This is a genomic window from Flavisphingopyxis soli, assembly GCF_007995095.1.
In the GTDB taxonomy this organism is placed as follows: domain Bacteria; phylum Pseudomonadota; class Alphaproteobacteria; order Sphingomonadales; family Sphingomonadaceae; genus Flavisphingopyxis; species Flavisphingopyxis soli.
Genome location: NZ_VOPY01000002.1, coordinates 691,059 through 705,961, shown reverse-complemented (window position 1 = coordinate 705,961; position 14,903 = coordinate 691,059). Strand labels below are relative to the sequence as shown.

Genomic DNA, 14,903 nt, shown 5'->3' with positions numbered 1-14,903 from the left:
CAGGGACAGCTCCCGTGGATGTTGTATCGCCTCAGGGATGTTCGCTTAAGCTCGTACTGCGCAGCACCCGTCACGCCCAAGATAGGCGCACCCGAGGCTTTCCTCAAGGCGTTGCTGGCCGCGGGTCAGGATTGGGCGATTTTGCTCGCCAGCGCCTCGATCCGCGCGGCGACCCAGTCGATCACCTCTTCGTCGATTGCCGGCGCGACCCTGGGAGGCGGGGCAGGGGTCGCCGCGGCGGTTGCTGCGTTGCCCGCCTCGTCGGCGAGCATCAGTGCGGCGAACAGCAGCTGGCGCACCTCGTTGATTCCGCCGATCGCAGCCTGGGCGTCGCGCGCCTTGGCATCGACGCGCGCGGCGAGGCGGCCGATGTGCGCCTCTTCGCCCTCTTCGCAATGAATATCGTAATGCCGACCGCCGATTTCGAGCCGCAAATTAGGCATCGCCATTGCCTCCGTCATCGATCAGCGCATCGATATCGTCGATGCACCCGGCGACCGCCGACTTGAGCGCCGCATGGCGGCGGGCAAGGTCGGAATCCTCGCTCGGCGCAGCCGATTGAGTGTCTCTGGCGACGGCATCTCTCTCGTGACGGTCGGACACCGCATCTTCGAGCAACGCGATCGCCCGTTCGAGCCGGGTCCAAGCCGGCGTCTGCGCTTCATTGTCCATCGACCTGATTTAGCACAGCTTTGTATCCTGGTAAAATGGTAAGCTAAGCGCCGAGATTCGAAGAGTTTAGGGCGCCCCGGTTGACGATGGAGGACGAAGCCAGCAAAGCGTGCGCGAGTCGCGCGACTCGCTACCAAAGGGGAAATGCATGCCGGTATCTGACCAGTCGCTCGCCAATGCCATCAGGGCGCTGGCGATGGATGCAGTGCAGGCGGCCAATAGCGGCCACCCCGGAATGCCGATGGGCATGGCCGATGTCGCCACCGTCCTGTGGGGCGAATATCTCAAGTTCGACGCCGAGCAGCCGCACTGGGCCGACCGCGACCGTTTCGTCCTGTCGGCGGGCCATGGCTCGATGCTGCTCTATGCGCTGCTCTATCTGACCGGGCATCGCCATCCGACGATCGACGACATCCGCAATTTCCGCAAGCTGTCGAGCCCGTGCGCGGGCCATCCCGAGAACTTCCTGCTCGACGGTGTCGAGGCGACCACCGGTCCGCTGGGCCAGGGACTGGCGATGGCGGTCGGCATGGCAATTGCCGAACGCCACCTCAACGCGGTGTTCGACGACGACCTCGTCGATCATCGCACCTGGGTGATCGCCGGCGACGGCTGCCTGATGGAAGGGATCAACCACGAGGCGATCGGGCTTGCCGGGCATCTCCAGCTCGGCCGGATAATCGTCCTGTGGGACAGCAACAAGATCACGATCGACGGATCGACCGACCTGTCGACCAGCGAGGACATCCCCGCGCGCTATCGCGCGACCGGCTGGCACACCGTCGCCTGCGACGGCCACGATCCCGTCGACATCCGCCGCGCGATCGACGAGGCGATCGCCGATCCGCGCCCGAGCCTGGTCGAATGCCGCACGATCATCGGATATGGCGCGCCGACCAAGCAGGGCACGTCGGCGACGCACGGCGCCCCGCTCGGAGACGACGAGATCGCCGGAACACGCAAGGCGCTCGGCTGGGATCATCCGCCGTTCGACATTCCCGCCGACATCAAGGCGCGCTGGGAAGAGTTCGGCAAGCGCGGCGCCGAACCGCGCGCGGCCTGGGACGCGCGGCTGGCCGATCATGGCGAGCGCGCCGAGTTCGAACGGCGCATGGCCGGTCGGCTCAAAGACGGGGCCGACCTGTCGGGCTATATCGATGGTCTGATCGCCGATCCCAAGACCGTCGCGACGCGCAAGGCGAGCGAGATGGCGCTCGGCGCGATCAACGACCTGTTGCCCGAAACGATCGGCGGATCGGCCGATCTTACGGGTTCGAACAACACCAAAACATCGGCTACCAAGCCGTTGACCAAGGATGACTATTCGGGTCGCTATATCTATTACGGTATCCGCGAATTCGGCATGGCGGCGGCGATGAACGGGATGGCGCTGCACGGCGGCGTGATCCCCTATGCCGGGACCTTCCTCGTCTTTGCCGACTATTGTCGCGCGGCGATCCGCCTGTCGGCACTGCAGCGCCAGCGCGTCGTCTATGTCATGACGCATGACAGCATCGGGCTTGGCGAAGACGGCCCGACGCACCAGCCGATCGAGCATCTCCAGTCGCTGCGCGCGATGCCCAATTTGCTCGTCATGCGCCCCGCCGACACGGTCGAGACCGCCGAATGCTGGGCCTTGGCGCTCGCCCAGGATGATCGCCCGTCGCTGATGGCGCTGAGCCGCCAGAACCTGCCGCAGCTGCGCCTCGAAAAGGCGGACAATCGCTGCGCCAAGGGGGCCTATCGCCTCAAGTCGGCCAAAAACGAGCGGCGCATCATCCTGCTGGCGACCGGATCCGAGCTTCATGTCGCGGTCGAGATCGCCGAAAAGCTTGAAGCCGCTGGTTACGGCACCGACGTCGTATCGATGCCGTGCACCGAACTGTTCGACGAACAGCCCGCCAGCTATCGCGAGGATATCCTTCCCGATGTCTCGAACCGCGATGTCCTGCGCGTCTCGATCGAGGCGGGAACGACCTTCGGCTGGGAACGCTATACCGGCCTCCACGGCCTGCGCTTCGGCATCGACCGGTTCGGTGCCTCGGCCCCCGCGCCCGATCTCTACGACGCGTTCGGACTGACCGCGGACAAGATCGCACCCAAGATTCTGGACCATTTGAACTGATTTAAACCAAGGAGTTACTCGATGACGGTAAAAGTCGCCATTAACGGTTTCGGGCGCATCGGTCGCCTCGTCGCTCGCGCCATCCTCGAGCGCGACGACCATGATCTCGACCTCGTCGCGATCAACGACCTCGCCGATGCCAAGGCCAATGCGCTGCTGTTCCAGTATGATTCGACGCACGGTCGTTTCCCCGGAGACGTCAGCGCCGACGCGAACAGCATCACCGTCAACGGCAAGAAGATCGCGGTGACCTCTGAGCGCGATCCGGGCAACCTGCCGCACGCCGACATGGGCATCGATATCGTTCTCGAGTGCACCGGCTTCTTCCAGTCGCACGAGGCGGCCGAGCCGCATCTGAAGGCGGGCGCCAAGCGCGTGCTGATCTCGGCGCCGGCGAAGGACGTTTCGGCGACGATCGTTTACGGCGTCAATCACGAGACGCTGACCAGCCAAGACGTCATCGTTTCGAACGCCAGCTGCACGACCAACTGCCTCGCGCCCGTCGCCAAGGTGCTCAACGACCTGGTCGGGATCGAGCGCGGTTTCATGACGACGATCCACAGCTACACCAACGACCAGCGCATGCTCGACCAGATGCACAGCGACATGCGTCGTGCGCGCGGCGGGGCGCAGAACATGATCCCGACGACGACCGGCGCCGCGCGCGCGGTCGGCCTCGTCCTGCCCGAACTCAACGGCAAGCTCGACGGATCGTCGGTGCGCGTGCCGACGCCGAATGTCAGCCTGGTCGATCTGGTCTTCGTGCCAGGCCGCGAAACGAGCGTCGACGAACTCAATACAGCGCTCAAGGCGGCGTCCGAGTCAGGCCCCATGAAGGGCATCCTCGATTATACCGACCAGCCGCTGGTCAGCTCGGATTTCAACCACTATCCCGCAAGCTCGACGATCGACAGTCTCGAAACCTCGGTGATGGAGGGCAAGCTGTGCCGCGTTGTGTCGTGGTACGATAACGAATGGGGTTTCTCGAACCGCATGATCGATACCGCCGGCGTAATGGCAGGGTTGCTGTAACGCCGTGCCCTTGCTTGATCCTGGGCCGATCGTCCGACGTTTCCCCTGGCGAAGCGCCGGAGATGGGTTCCCGCCTGCGCGGGAACACGCAAAAGGAAGTCTATGACCAAGGCATTCAAGACTCTCGATGACATCGGCGACGTGCGCGGCAAGCGCGTGCTCGTCCGCGTCGATCTCAACGTGCCGTTTGCCGACGGGCGCGTGACCGACGACACGCGGATGCGCGCGGCGGTGCCGACGATCACCGAACTTGCCGACAAGGGCGCGATCGTCCTGCTGCTGAGCCATTTCGGGCGGCCGAAGGGGGCCAAGAGTTCGACCGAATCGCTGAGCATGATTACCGGCACGCTCGAGCACGTGCTTGGCCGCGAGGTGATGTTCATACCTTACTCGTCGGGTCAGGGTGCGATCGACGGTGCCGCGGTGCTCGAGGCGGGCGATATCGGGGTGCTCGAGAATACGCGCTTCGAGCCGGGCGAAACGAGCAACGATCCGGCCCTGGTCGCCGAAATGGCGCGCGTCGGCGATATTTATGTCAACGACGCCTTTTCGGTCAGCCACCGCGCGCATGCCTCGACCGAGGGGCTCGCCCATGCGCTGCCGGCGTTTGCCGGACGGGCAATGGAGAGCGAACTGGATGCGCTCGAGACAGCACTCGGTGATCCCGATCGGCCGGTTGCCGCGGTGGTCGGGGGGGCGAAGGTGTCAAGCAAGCTTGACGTTCTGCGCCACCTGGTCGGCAAGGTCGATCACCTGATTATCGGCGGCGGCATGGCCAACACCTTCCTCGCCGCGCGCGGCGTCGATGTGGGGAAATCGCTGTGCGAGCACGAGCTGACCGAGACCGCCATCGCGATCCTCGATGCCGCCGATACCGCGAACTGCACGGTGCACCTGCCTTATGACGTCGTGGTAGCAAAGGAATTTGCTCCAAATCCGCCGTCGCTGCGTATCTGCAATGTCCACGAGGTTGCCGCCGACGAGATGATCCTCGATATCGGCCCCGCCGCGACCGAGGCACTGGCTGACGTCTTGAAGACGTGTCGCACGCTGGTCTGGAACGGCCCGCTGGGGGCGTTCGAAATCCCACCCTTCGATGCCGCGACCGTTGCGCTGGCGCGTCATGCGGCCGCATTGACGCGCGAAGGATCGCTCGTTTCGGTGGCCGGCGGTGGCGATACGGTCTCAGCCCTCAATCACGCGGGCGTTGCGGGTGATTTCACTTTTGTTTCAACGGCAGGCGGCGCTTTCCTAGAATGGATGGAAGGTCGTGAATTGCCTGGAGTCACCGCGCTGAGGCGCTGATATCGGTTATAATTCCCGTTTTTCGGGCCAGATTGGGGACAGCACGATGCAAGATGCCGACATGATGCAACAGATCGCCACGGGGCAGGGCTTTATCGCCGCGCTCGACCAGAGCGGCGGTTCGACGCCCGGTGCGCTGATGGGCTATGGCATCGGTGAAGATGCCTATGGCAGCGAAGACGAAATGTTCGGCCTGATCCACGCGATGCGCAGCCGGATCATCACCTCGCCCTCGTTCGGCAGCGGCAAGGTCATCGGCGCGATCCTGTTCGAACGCACGATGGACGGCAATATCGACGGCAAGCCCGTGCCCGATGTCCTCAAGGACCGTGGCATCGTGCCCTTCCTCAAGGTCGACAAGGGGCTCGAGGACGAAGCCGACGGCGTCAAGCTGATGAAACCGATGCCCGGGCTCGGCGACCTGCTCAAACGCGCCAAGGCGAAGGGCATTTTCGGGACCAAGATGCGTTCGGTGATCGAGCGCGCCAATCCCGCCGGGATCGCGGCCATCGTCGAGCAGCAATTCCAGGTCGCGAACGAGATCGTCGATGCCGGCCTGATGCCGATCATCGAGCCCGAAATCTCGCTCAAGAGCCCCGAACGCGCCGAAGCCGACGTCATGCTCCACCGCGAACTGGTGAAAGCGCTCGATGCGCTGCCCGACGACCGCCAGGTGATGCTCAAGCTGTCGCTCCCCGCCAAGGCGGGACTGTATGACGATATCGTCGATCATCCGCGCGTGCTGCGCATCGTTGCGCTGTCGGGTGGCTACAGCCGCGAAGACGCGTGCCGCGAACTGGCCAAGAACAAGGGCATGATCGCCAGCTTCAGCCGCGCGCTGCTGTCCGAGCTGCGCCACGACATGAGCGACGACGAGTTCGATGCAAAGCTCGGCGAAGCGATCGACGGAATCTCGGCGGCGTCGGCGACCTAATTCGTGAAGCTGAAGTGCAGGCGGTAATCGGCGGGTTTGGTTTTCTGCCCGGCGAGCTTGCCGGGTTCGCCGCTATCGAGCATCAATCGTCCGCCCGCGATCGCAACCGGCGTGCCGAGCGTCAGGTTGCGCGCCTCGCTTTTCGCGCCATGGGTGATGTTCGCGCGGACGATGAGCCGGCCGGCCCAGACACAGCGTGCGTTGATCGGGCAGCGGCTGTCCTCGACGATCCTGGTGGGGCGAACAATGAGCGGGCCGGCGCGCGTCGGCTCGCCCAGGCGGGCATAGCCGTCGTCGCGGGCGACCTGCTGCGTCGTGACGCAGCCGGCGATCGGGAGGATGAGCGTCATGGCGAGCGCGGCGAGCGGGATTCGATAGGTCATGCGGTCTTTTCGTCCGCCAGGGCTGCACGAACGATGAACGGCGCGATGCGTCTTTCGCAACGCGCCATTTGCGCGGACGCTCAACCTCGCTAGAGCGGCTCCATGACCAAATCGCCCCCGCGCCAGCCGCCCTGCCAGCTCTATCTCATTTCGCCGCAGCACGTTGCCGGCGAGTTTCCCGATCGGCTGCGCCGCGCGCTCGATGCCGCGCCGGTCGCGGCGTTCCAGTTCCGCGTCAAGGGAGTCGACCCGCACGAGGCGGCGCGCCTCGCCGAACCTCTCCAGCGGATCTGCGCCGATGCCGACACCGCCTTCATCGTCAACGATTCGGTCAGCCTCGCCAAGCGGCTCGGCGCCGACGGCGTCCATCTCGGTCGCTCGGACGGCGACATCAAGGAGGCGCGCGCCGAGCTCGGGCCGAGCGTCCAGATCGGCGCGACCTGCCACGACAGCCGCCATTTCGCGATGGAAGCGGGCGAGGCGGGGGTCGATTACGTCGCCTTTGGCGCGTTCTACGACACGCAGACCAAGCCGAGCGAATATCGCCCCGAGCCCGAAATCCTGACCTGGTGGAACAGCATCTTCGAACTGCCGTGCGTTGCGATCGGCGGGATCACGCCCGACAATGCGCGCCCGCTGGTCGAGGCGGGCGCCGATTTCGTCGCGACGTGCGGCGCGGTGTGGAACGGCGACGAGGCGGCGGTGGTCAAGCAGTTCGCCGAACTGTTCGCGGGGATCCGGCGCTAGCAGCGCAATCGTCACGGAAACTCAATCGCTTGTCGTGCGTTTGATGCTGCGAAGGCGCCGCCTCCGCGCGCCGCGAACGACCCCGGAGTTTTCGTACATGACCAAATTCATCCTCCTCGCCGCCGGTTCGGCGCTGGCGCTTTCGGCCTGCAACTTCGCCGATGACGGCGACCAGAAGACAGAAGTCGCCGCCGCCGATAACTCGCAGGCGCTGCAGACGGGCTGGCAGTCCGATCCGATGGCGTCGAACGATGACATGAGCGGCGACATGACCGGCGTCGAGGGCGACGACAAGCCGCGCCCGATGATGCAGGCGCAGGTCGTGCTAGACCGGCTCGGCTTCACCCCGGGCGTCGTCGACGGCAAGATGGGCGCATCGACCAGGAACGCGATTACCGGCTTTCAGACCGCCAACAACCTCAAGGTTACCGGCGAGCTTGACGAAGCGACCAAGCAGGCGCTGTCGCAATGGTCGAAAATCCCCGCAACGCGCGTTGTAACGATCCCGGCAGACTTTGCCGAGGGTCCCTTCGTCAAGATCCCGCATGGCGATCCGCAGGCCGAAGCGAAGATGGACCGGCTCGGCTATGAAAGCCTCGACGAGAAGCTCGCCGAGCGCTTTCACACCACGATCGATGTCCTGAAGGAGCTCAACCCCGGCGGAAAACCCGCGGGACTGGGCGCATCCGCCAATGGTGACGCCATGACGTCAGTGGCGAAGAGTGCCTCCAGCAGCGGCATGGCGGGCAACGAGCAAGGCAAGGTCGATGCGGGAACCGCGTCGAAGTCGTTCTTTAGCGCAGGGCAGAAGCTGCGCGTGCCCAATATCGGCGGCGACAAGATCGATCCATCGCAGGTCGCCGACAGCGGCTGGCGCGATACGCTCAAGATGCTCGGCGTCGGCAGCGACCAGCCCAAGGCGGCCAAGATCGTCGTCGACAAGTCCGACGGCACGCTGCAGGCGTTCGACGACAGCGGCAAGCTGATCGCCGCCTTCACCGCGACGATGGGATCGACGCATGATCCATTGCCGCTGGGCAACTGGGGCATCACCGGCGTCGCCAAGAATCCGCCGTTCAACTACAATCCCGACCTGTTCTGGGACGCCAAGCCGGGCGAGAAGGAAGCCAAGCTGCCGCCGGGTCCGAACGGTCCGGTCGGCGTCGTCTGGATCGACCTGACCAAGGAACACTACGGTATCCACGGCACACCGGCGCCCGAGACAATCGGCCGCGCCGAAAGCCATGGCTGCGTGCGCCTGACCAACTGGGATGCGGCACGCCTTGCCCAGATGGTCTCGACCTCGACAAAGGTCGTCTTCAAGGCCTAAGTCGGACAGATGAACGACGCGACCCCCGGCTGGCGGCAAACGACCAAGACGATCGCGGTGACCGCGGTCGTCACGTCGGCGCTGTGGATCGTCGCGGGCGCGTATCTCTACGTCAACAGCGGCGGCGATTTCGGTGTCGCGGGTTCACATGGCGATGCTGTGGCGCCCACCGAGGCCGCCGCCCCAGCGGCGGCGCGGGCGCGTCCCGCACCGAGCAACCGCGAACCTGTCTACCCCTCGCCATCGGGCAGGCTGACGATCCCGGTCGCGGGGGTAAGGCCCGGCGACCTCGTCGATACCTTTACCCAGGCGCGCGCCGGCGGCGAGCGCGTTCACGATGCGATCGACATCATGGCCGCCGACGGCACGCCGGTTGTCGCGGCGGCACCGGGGACGGTCGAGAAACTGTATTTCAGTGAGGGCGGTGGCGGAATCACCGCCTATATCCGCTCGCCCGACCGCCGCTGGATGTATTATTATGCACATCTAGAAGCTTATGACCCGAACCTCAAAGAAGGTGACAGCATTTCGCGCGGCGCGCCGATCGGCCTTGTCGGGCACAGCGGCAATGCCAGCGCCGAAGGCCCGCATCTCCATTTCGCGATCAACCGGATGGAGCAGGGCGAGGACTGGTGGGCAGGAACGCCGGTCAATCCCTATCCGTTGCTGACGCGCTGAACCGGCGATTTTTCCGATTGCCTTTCGATAACGCAAGCGTAACAAGCCCCCCGCGACAAATGGGGAGATCGACATGGCAACTGTGGCACCTGGAGCAGCACCGCTGCGCGAACTGACCCTGCGCGGGATCGTGCTCGGCGCGCTGATCACCGTGCTGTTCACCGCCGCCAACGTCTATCTCGGGCTCAAGGTCGGGCTGACCTTTGCCACGTCGATCCCCGCCGCAGTCATTTCGATGGCGATCCTTCGGATGTTCCGCGACGCCAACATCCTTGAGAACAACATCGTCCAGACGATTGCATCGGCCGCGGGGACGCTCGCGGCGATCATTTTCGTCCTGCCCGGCCTCGTCATCGTCGGCTGGTGGCAGGGCTTTCCTTACTGGACGACGGCGGCGGTGTGCTTCGTCGGCGGGACGCTCGGCGTCATGTTCTCGGTGCCGTTGAGGCGTGCGCTGGTCACCGGATCGGACCTGCCCTATCCCGAAGGCGTGGCGGCGGCCGAAGTGCTGCGTGTCGGATCGCAGTCGGCCGAGGGCGCCAAGGAAAACAAGCGCGGGTTGGCGACGATCCTCGCGGGCAGCCTCGCCAGTGCAGGATTTGCTGCTCTAGTTGCGATGAAACTCGCGGTCGGAGAAGTCGGCAAGAATTTTAGCCTTGGGGGTGGCAGCGCGACCGGGTTCGGTTTCGGTCTGGGCACCGCCTTTATCGGTATCGGCCATCTGGTCGGGTTGACCGTTGGCTTGGCGATGTTCGTCGGCGTCCTAATTTCATGGGTCGGGCTGATGCCGATCCTGACCGCAGCGCTGCCCGGCGGCGGCGCGATGCCCGTCGACGACCTCGTCAGCACGGTGTTCTCAACTGAGGTGCGTTTCATCGGCGCGGGCGCGATCGGTATTGCCGCGCTGTGGACCTTGCTCAAGATCCTCGGCCCCGTGCTTGGCGGGATCAGGGGTTCGATGGCGGCATCGAAAGCGCGCGGCGCGGGCGAGCTCGTCGATATCACCGAGCGCGACCTGCCGGTTTCGATCGTTGCCGGCACGATCCTGCTGTCGCTGATCCCGATCGCGGTGTTGCTCTACATGTTCGCGCAGGGCGGGCCGATCGCGGCCAACCCGGTCCCCGTTATTCTCGCCAGCCTTGGCTTTGTCCTCGTCGTTGGCGCGATCGTCGCGGCGGTGACGGGTTATATGGCGGGCCTGATCGGCGCGTCGAATTCGCCCGTCAGCGGCGTCGGCATCCTCGCGGTGATCGCCGCGGCGCTGATGCTCGCGGCGTTTTTCGGCCGGTCGATGGGGGAGAATGATACCGCTGCGCTCGTCGCCTATGCGCTGTTCGTCACCGCGATCGTCTTTTCGGTCGCGACGATCTCGAACGACAACCTGCAGGACCTCAAGACCGGGCAGCTGGTCGGCGCAACGCCGTGGAAGCAGCAGCTCGCGCTCGTCCTTGGCGTCGCCTTCGGTTCGCTGATCATCCCGCCGGTGCTCGACCTGCTCAACCAGGCGTTCGGCTTTGCCGGGGCCGCCAATGCCGGGGCCAATGCGCTGCCCGCGCCGCAGGCCGCGCTGATCTCGGCGCTCGCCAAGGGCGTCCTCGGCGGCGATCTGCGCTGGGACCTGATCGGCTATGGTGCGGCGATCGGCGCGGCGGTGATCGTGGTTGACGAAGTTCTGATGAAGTTGCGCAAGGGAGCATTGCCACCGCTCGCTGTCGGGATTGGTATTTACTTGCCGATGTCCGTTACGGCTTTTGTAACGGTGGGCGCAATAATCGGTCATTTCTGGGAGAAGCGCGCGACACGCGCCAAGAACCCCGAATTCTACAGCCGAATGGGCATTTTGCTCGCGACCGGGCTGATTGTCGGAGAGAGCCTGTTCGGCGTCGTCTTCGCCGGTATCGTCGGCGCCACCGGGAGCGAGGCGCCGCTCGCGATCGTCGGCGAGGACTTCGCCTTCGCCATCCCGATCGCGATCGTCGTGTTCGTCGGCATCATCGCCTGGATGTACAATCGCACCCACGCATCGGCACGCGACGCCTGATCGCATCGCGATGTTCGGCGAAGCGGCTCAGCGGCAGTTCGAGACCCAAGGCTATCTGCGCCTGCCCGGACTGATCGCCCCCGACATGCTCGCGCGGCTCGACACACTGTTTGATACCTTGCTCGAGCCCGATGGCGATCCGGCCAAGGCTGTCCAGGCATCGCCGACCGGACCCGTCGTCACCAACGTCAGCGGCCTTTGCAATCGGGGCAACCTCGCGGCGCTCGAGCTGCTCGCGCTGCCCGAGGTCATGAAGGTCGCCACCGCGATCTGCGGCGAAGACGTGTTCCTGTTGCAGGAATTTGCGGTGATCAAGCACCGCGGCGACGGCAATCCCGTGCTGTGGCACCAGGACATGGTGCACAATCGCACCGCCCCGTGCGTCGCGTTCGGGATATATCTCGACGACGCCGACCCGGGCGAGGGCGCGTTGCGGGTCGTGCCCGGCAGCCATTTGAGCGATCGGCCGATAGCCGAACTGGCGCACGAACCTGCCGTCGAAGTCCCGATGAAGGCGGGCGACGTCTTGATCCACGACATGATGCTGGCGCATTCGTCCGAGCCGATGGAGGGCAATAGCCTGCGCCGGGTGATCTATCTCGAGTTCCTGTCGACGCGTCTCGCGCTTGGCGAGGAGATCTATCCGCGCGCCGTGGTCGACAATCGCACGCGGCTGTCGTTCGCGGCACGGCGATTCCGGCGCGAGGCACGCCCGAACGGCGCGTGTTTCAAGCCGCGCCAGCGCGACCCTTCGTCGCGCGACCGCCGCCGCGACCTGCACGAAGTCCTCGCCGAAATCTACGCGATGCCGACCCACCCGCGCCCCGCGAACTATTGTTTCGAGCGCATCCCGGCAAACCTCGCGTAAAGCCTCGCACGCGGCGAGGGTGCACGATCCGGTTGCGATGATCCGCGCCGCCCGCTAAGGCGCGCGGCAACCGACCGCGCACCCGGTCAGCTCTTTCCACCGTCAACCAGAGGTTTCGCCCATGAAGATCAGCGGCGTCGATATCCGTCCCGGCAACATCATCGAATACGAAAAGGGCATCTGGAAGGTCGCCAAGACCCAGCATACCCAGCCCGGCAAGGGCGGCGCGTTCATGCAGGTCGAGATGAAGAACCTCATCGACGGTCGCAAGACCAACGTCCGTTTCCGCAGCCAGGACACGGTCGAGAAGGTCCGTCTCGACACCAAGGACTTCCAGTACCTCTACATGGACGGGGAAGCGTTGGTGTTCATGGACACCGACAATTACGAACAGATCAACCTCGACGCCGACATGCTCGGCGATGCGGTCGCCTTCCTCCAGGACGGCATGACGGTCACGCTCGAACTCTATGACGAACGCCCGATCTCGGTCGCGCTGCCCGAATATGTCGAGGCGACGATCGTCGAGGCCGATGCGGTGGTGAAGGGGCAGACCGCCTCTTCGTCGTACAAGCCCGCCCTGCTCGACAACGGCGTGCGCGTCATGGTGCCGCCGCACATCGGCGCCGGCACGCGGATCGTCGTCGACGTCTACGCGCAGGAATATGTAAAGAAAGCCGAATAACGATGGCACAGATTTCCGGCCTGATCACCGTCATGGAACGCGCTGCGCGCAAGGCGGGCTCGAAGCTGCGCCGCGACTTCGGCGAGATCGAGCATCTCCAGGTGTCGAAAAAGGGCCCCGCCGACTTCGTCTCGAAGGCCGACCAGCGGTCCGAGCGGATCCTTTACGACGAGCTCAAGCACGCGCGTCCGGGCTGGGGCTTCCTGCTCGAAGAGGGCGGCGACATTCCCGGCGACGACGACAAGCCGCGCTTTGTCATCGACCCGCTCGACGGTACGACCAACTTCCTCCACGGCATCCCGCATTTCGCGATCTCGATCGCGGCGCAGGAGCGCAAGCCCAATGGCGACTGGGGCGCGGTCACCTCTGCGATCGTCTACCAGCCCGTTACCGACGAGAGCTTCTGGGCCGAAAAGGGCAGGGGCGCATGGCTGCACGATCGCCGCCTGCGAGTCTCGGCGCGCCGCAACCTCAACGAGGCGGTGATCGCGACCGGAACGCCCTATGCAGGCCATGGCAATGTTGCGCAGTGGCAGGCGATTTTCGACACGCTCGCGCCCGAAATCGCGGGCATCCGCCGCTTCGGCGCGGCCAGCCTCGATTTCGCATGGCTCGCCGCGGGCCGCTATGACGGCTTCTGGGAAACAGATCTCGAGCCATGGGACGTCGCGGCCGGGCAGCTGCTCGTGCGCGAAGCGGGCGGCTTCGTCACCGATTTCCGCGGCGGCGACCAGGCGATCGAGCGGCGCGAATTCCTAGCCGCCAACGACCAGCTGCATTCGCGGCTGCACAAGCTTGTCGCAGGAGCGCTGAAGTCTTAGTGCTTCCACATGGCAAGGTATCTTGTTCTTTCGTGCACGCTGGCCCTCACCGCGTGTTCGACCATGCCGGCAACGCGCGCGCAGGGGCCGGTCGCACCGCTTGCCGCGCCGCTGTGGCAACCGCTTGACGAAAGCTTCACTGGCGACAGTTCGCTCGAGGGGCGCAAGCGATTGCAGGCGGCCACGCCAAATAGCGGATCGACCCGTCTTCGCTTGCTGGGGGCAGCACTGGGCGCCGATAATCGGCAAACCGTGCGCGAAATGGTCGCTTCTATCGCAGCGATGGGCGCCGTCGTTCCGGACAGCGCGCGACCGGTCGTAGCGCCGTATTTTTCACCCGGCGAATGGGAACGATTGCAAGCGCAGATGGGAGCTTCGCAATTACCGGTAGCGGCAAGTTCGCTGTATGCAATCGTTCCAGCGGAGCATGAAATTATCGAAGGTATCGCCTTCGATGCTGGCGGGCGGCCGATCGTATCGAGTGTCGTGTCGCGCGGATTGCTGCGTTTTGTCGATGGCGCGTGGACCGGGATGCCGGTGGCGGACGATCTGGCTAGCCCGCTCGCCATGGCATATGATTCGAAACGCGGCATGCTGTGGGTGCCGAGCGCCATCGTCGACCCTACGCCACACCCCGCCGGGGCATTTATCGGCTTGATCGGGATCGATCCATCGTCTGGAGAACGGCGGCACTATCCTGCCCCCGAGGGAGCAAGAGCACCCGGCGATGTCGCCGTGGGGCCGGACGGGACCGCCTATGTCAGCGACAGCAGCGGGGCGATGATTTATCGTCTGAGACCGGGCGACGATGCGCTGCAGCCGTTCGTCCCCCAAGGATATTTCCGAAGCCCGCAGGGGATGGCGATTTCTGCCGACGCGCGGCTGCTTTATGTATCCGATTATTATTACGGCCTGGCGGCGATCGATCTTGCCACGGGGACCGTCCATCGGGTTACGGCCGATTCGACCATCATGCTCGATGGCATCGATGCCATGCTGCGCGATGGCGATACGCTATATGTTATACGCAACAGCCAGCCACCGATGCAGATTGCGGCGCTTACCCTCTCCGCCGATGGGCTGAGCGTGACGCATTTGCGGGTGATCGAGCGTAACCACCCAGAATGGGGGGAGATAACGACCTTCGCCCGCCGAGGTGATCGGCTCTATTATATCGCCGATGCGCAATGGGAGCGGTACTCCACGCCAGAAGGCGAAGACCGGCCTGCGGCCAAGCCTACCCCGATACGCGTCGTTTCGCCGCGCTAGTCCGGCAGCGTAC

At 64.7% G+C, this 14,903-nt stretch carries 15 protein-coding genes; 12 read left to right on the top strand and 3 right to left on the bottom strand.

Translation table 11 applies throughout. The annotated features are described in order from the left end of the window. Positions 1-125: 125 nt before the first annotated feature. Both FSZ31_RS09985 and FSZ31_RS09980 read right to left on the bottom strand, forming a co-directional pair. Complete coding sequence (locus FSZ31_RS09985; RefSeq protein ID WP_147123186.1) at positions 126-443, bottom strand: cell division protein ZapA; 318 nt, start codon at positions 441-443, stop codon at positions 126-128. After that, on the bottom strand, positions 436-672 hold the full coding sequence (locus tag FSZ31_RS09980) for a hypothetical protein (protein WP_147123185.1): 237 nt from the start codon (positions 670-672) through the stop codon (positions 436-438). The genes FSZ31_RS09985 and FSZ31_RS09980 overlap by 8 nt, the downstream gene beginning before the upstream one ends. A 148-nt stretch (positions 673-820) precedes the next feature. Between FSZ31_RS09980 and tkt the strand changes: the two genes are divergently transcribed. From tkt to FSZ31_RS09960, 4 genes are all read left to right on the top strand, one after another. Then, on the top strand, positions 821-2,797 hold the full coding sequence (gene tkt / locus FSZ31_RS09975; protein WP_147123184.1) for a transketolase: 1,977 nt from the start codon (positions 821-823) through the stop codon (positions 2,795-2,797). 21 nt (positions 2,798-2,818) lie between these two features. Continuing rightward, positions 2,819-3,829: a type I glyceraldehyde-3-phosphate dehydrogenase gene (gene gap / locus FSZ31_RS09970; protein ID WP_147123183.1), complete on the top strand. Its 1,011-nt coding sequence runs from the start codon at positions 2,819-2,821 to the stop codon at positions 3,827-3,829. Between the two features lie 102 nt (positions 3,830-3,931). Beyond that, the gene (locus tag FSZ31_RS09965; RefSeq protein WP_147123182.1) at positions 3,932-5,134 is read left to right on the top strand and encodes a phosphoglycerate kinase; all 1,203 of its coding nucleotides are present in this window, start codon (positions 3,932-3,934) and stop codon (positions 5,132-5,134) included. Positions 5,135-5,180: 46 nt separating this feature from the next. Continuing rightward, on the top strand, positions 5,181-6,068 hold the full coding sequence (locus FSZ31_RS09960) for a fructose bisphosphate aldolase (RefSeq protein ID WP_147123181.1): 888 nt from the start codon (positions 5,181-5,183) through the stop codon (positions 6,066-6,068). Here the strand turns inward: FSZ31_RS09960 and FSZ31_RS09955 are convergent. Beyond that, the gene (locus FSZ31_RS09955; protein WP_147123180.1) at positions 6,065-6,451 is read right to left on the bottom strand and encodes a hypothetical protein; all 387 of its coding nucleotides are present in this window, start codon (positions 6,449-6,451) and stop codon (positions 6,065-6,067) included. The genes FSZ31_RS09960 and FSZ31_RS09955 overlap by 4 nt on opposite strands. Before the next feature lie 102 nt (positions 6,452-6,553). Between FSZ31_RS09955 and thiE the strand changes: the two genes are divergently transcribed. The 8 genes from thiE to FSZ31_RS09915 all read left to right on the top strand — a co-directional run bounded on the left by thiE (position 6,554) and on the right by FSZ31_RS09915 (position 14,890). After that, entirely contained in the window at positions 6,554-7,198 is a 645-nt protein-coding gene (gene thiE, locus FSZ31_RS09950) for a thiamine phosphate synthase (protein ID WP_147123179.1), read from the top strand. A 97-nt stretch (positions 7,199-7,295) separates the two neighbouring features. Continuing rightward, entirely contained in the window at positions 7,296-8,528 is a 1,233-nt protein-coding gene (locus tag FSZ31_RS09945; RefSeq protein ID WP_201739158.1) for a L,D-transpeptidase family protein, read from the top strand. Between the two features lie 9 nt (positions 8,529-8,537). Then, positions 8,538-9,206, top strand: a complete 669-nt coding sequence (locus tag FSZ31_RS09940) for a M23 family metallopeptidase (RefSeq protein WP_147123178.1) — start codon at positions 8,538-8,540, stop codon at positions 9,204-9,206. 73 nt (positions 9,207-9,279) lie between these two features. Further along, positions 9,280-11,247: an OPT family oligopeptide transporter gene (locus FSZ31_RS09935; RefSeq protein ID WP_147123177.1), complete on the top strand. Its 1,968-nt coding sequence runs from the start codon at positions 9,280-9,282 to the stop codon at positions 11,245-11,247. 10 nt (positions 11,248-11,257) lie between these two features. Continuing rightward, entirely contained in the window at positions 11,258-12,115 is an 858-nt protein-coding gene (locus FSZ31_RS09930) for a phytanoyl-CoA dioxygenase family protein (protein ID WP_147123176.1), read from the top strand. Between the two features lie 121 nt (positions 12,116-12,236). Further along, positions 12,237-12,800, top strand: coding sequence for an elongation factor P (gene efp, locus FSZ31_RS09925; RefSeq protein WP_147123175.1), 564 nt, complete (start codon positions 12,237-12,239; stop codon positions 12,798-12,800). A 2-nt stretch (positions 12,801-12,802) separates the two neighbouring features. Beyond that, positions 12,803-13,621 (top strand): inositol monophosphatase family protein, encoded by an 819-nt coding sequence (locus FSZ31_RS09920; RefSeq protein WP_147123174.1) that lies wholly within the window; start codon positions 12,803-12,805, stop codon positions 13,619-13,621. A 213-nt stretch (positions 13,622-13,834) separates the two neighbouring features. Continuing rightward, the gene (locus tag FSZ31_RS09915; RefSeq protein WP_147123173.1) at positions 13,835-14,890 is read left to right on the top strand and encodes an NHL repeat-containing protein; all 1,056 of its coding nucleotides are present in this window, start codon (positions 13,835-13,837) and stop codon (positions 14,888-14,890) included. Positions 14,891-14,903 lie beyond the last annotated feature (13 nt).

Coding starts and splice junctions, on each gene's coding strand:
- FSZ31_RS09985 (WP_147123186.1), bottom strand. CDS start 443: ATGCCTAATTTGCGGCTCGAAATCGGCGGTCGGCATTACGATATTCAT.
- FSZ31_RS09980 (WP_147123185.1), bottom strand. CDS start 672: ATGGACAATGAAGCGCAGACGCCGGCTTGGACCCGGCTCGAACGGGCG.
- tkt (WP_147123184.1), top strand. CDS start 821: ATGCCGGTATCTGACCAGTCGCTCGCCAATGCCATCAGGGCGCTGGCG.
- gap (WP_147123183.1), top strand. CDS start 2,819: ATGACGGTAAAAGTCGCCATTAACGGTTTCGGGCGCATCGGTCGCCTC.
- FSZ31_RS09965 (WP_147123182.1), top strand. CDS start 3,932: ATGACCAAGGCATTCAAGACTCTCGATGACATCGGCGACGTGCGCGGC.
- FSZ31_RS09960 (WP_147123181.1), top strand. CDS start 5,181: ATGCAAGATGCCGACATGATGCAACAGATCGCCACGGGGCAGGGCTTT.
- FSZ31_RS09955 (WP_147123180.1), bottom strand. CDS start 6,451: ATGACCTATCGAATCCCGCTCGCCGCGCTCGCCATGACGCTCATCCTC.
- thiE (WP_147123179.1), top strand. CDS start 6,554: ATGACCAAATCGCCCCCGCGCCAGCCGCCCTGCCAGCTCTATCTCATT.
- FSZ31_RS09945 (WP_201739158.1), top strand. CDS start 7,296: ATGACCAAATTCATCCTCCTCGCCGCCGGTTCGGCGCTGGCGCTTTCG.
- FSZ31_RS09940 (WP_147123178.1), top strand. CDS start 8,538: ATGAACGACGCGACCCCCGGCTGGCGGCAAACGACCAAGACGATCGCG.
- FSZ31_RS09935 (WP_147123177.1), top strand. CDS start 9,280: ATGGCAACTGTGGCACCTGGAGCAGCACCGCTGCGCGAACTGACCCTG.
- FSZ31_RS09930 (WP_147123176.1), top strand. CDS start 11,258: ATGTTCGGCGAAGCGGCTCAGCGGCAGTTCGAGACCCAAGGCTATCTG.
- efp (WP_147123175.1), top strand. CDS start 12,237: ATGAAGATCAGCGGCGTCGATATCCGTCCCGGCAACATCATCGAATAC.
- FSZ31_RS09920 (WP_147123174.1), top strand. CDS start 12,803: ATGGCACAGATTTCCGGCCTGATCACCGTCATGGAACGCGCTGCGCGC.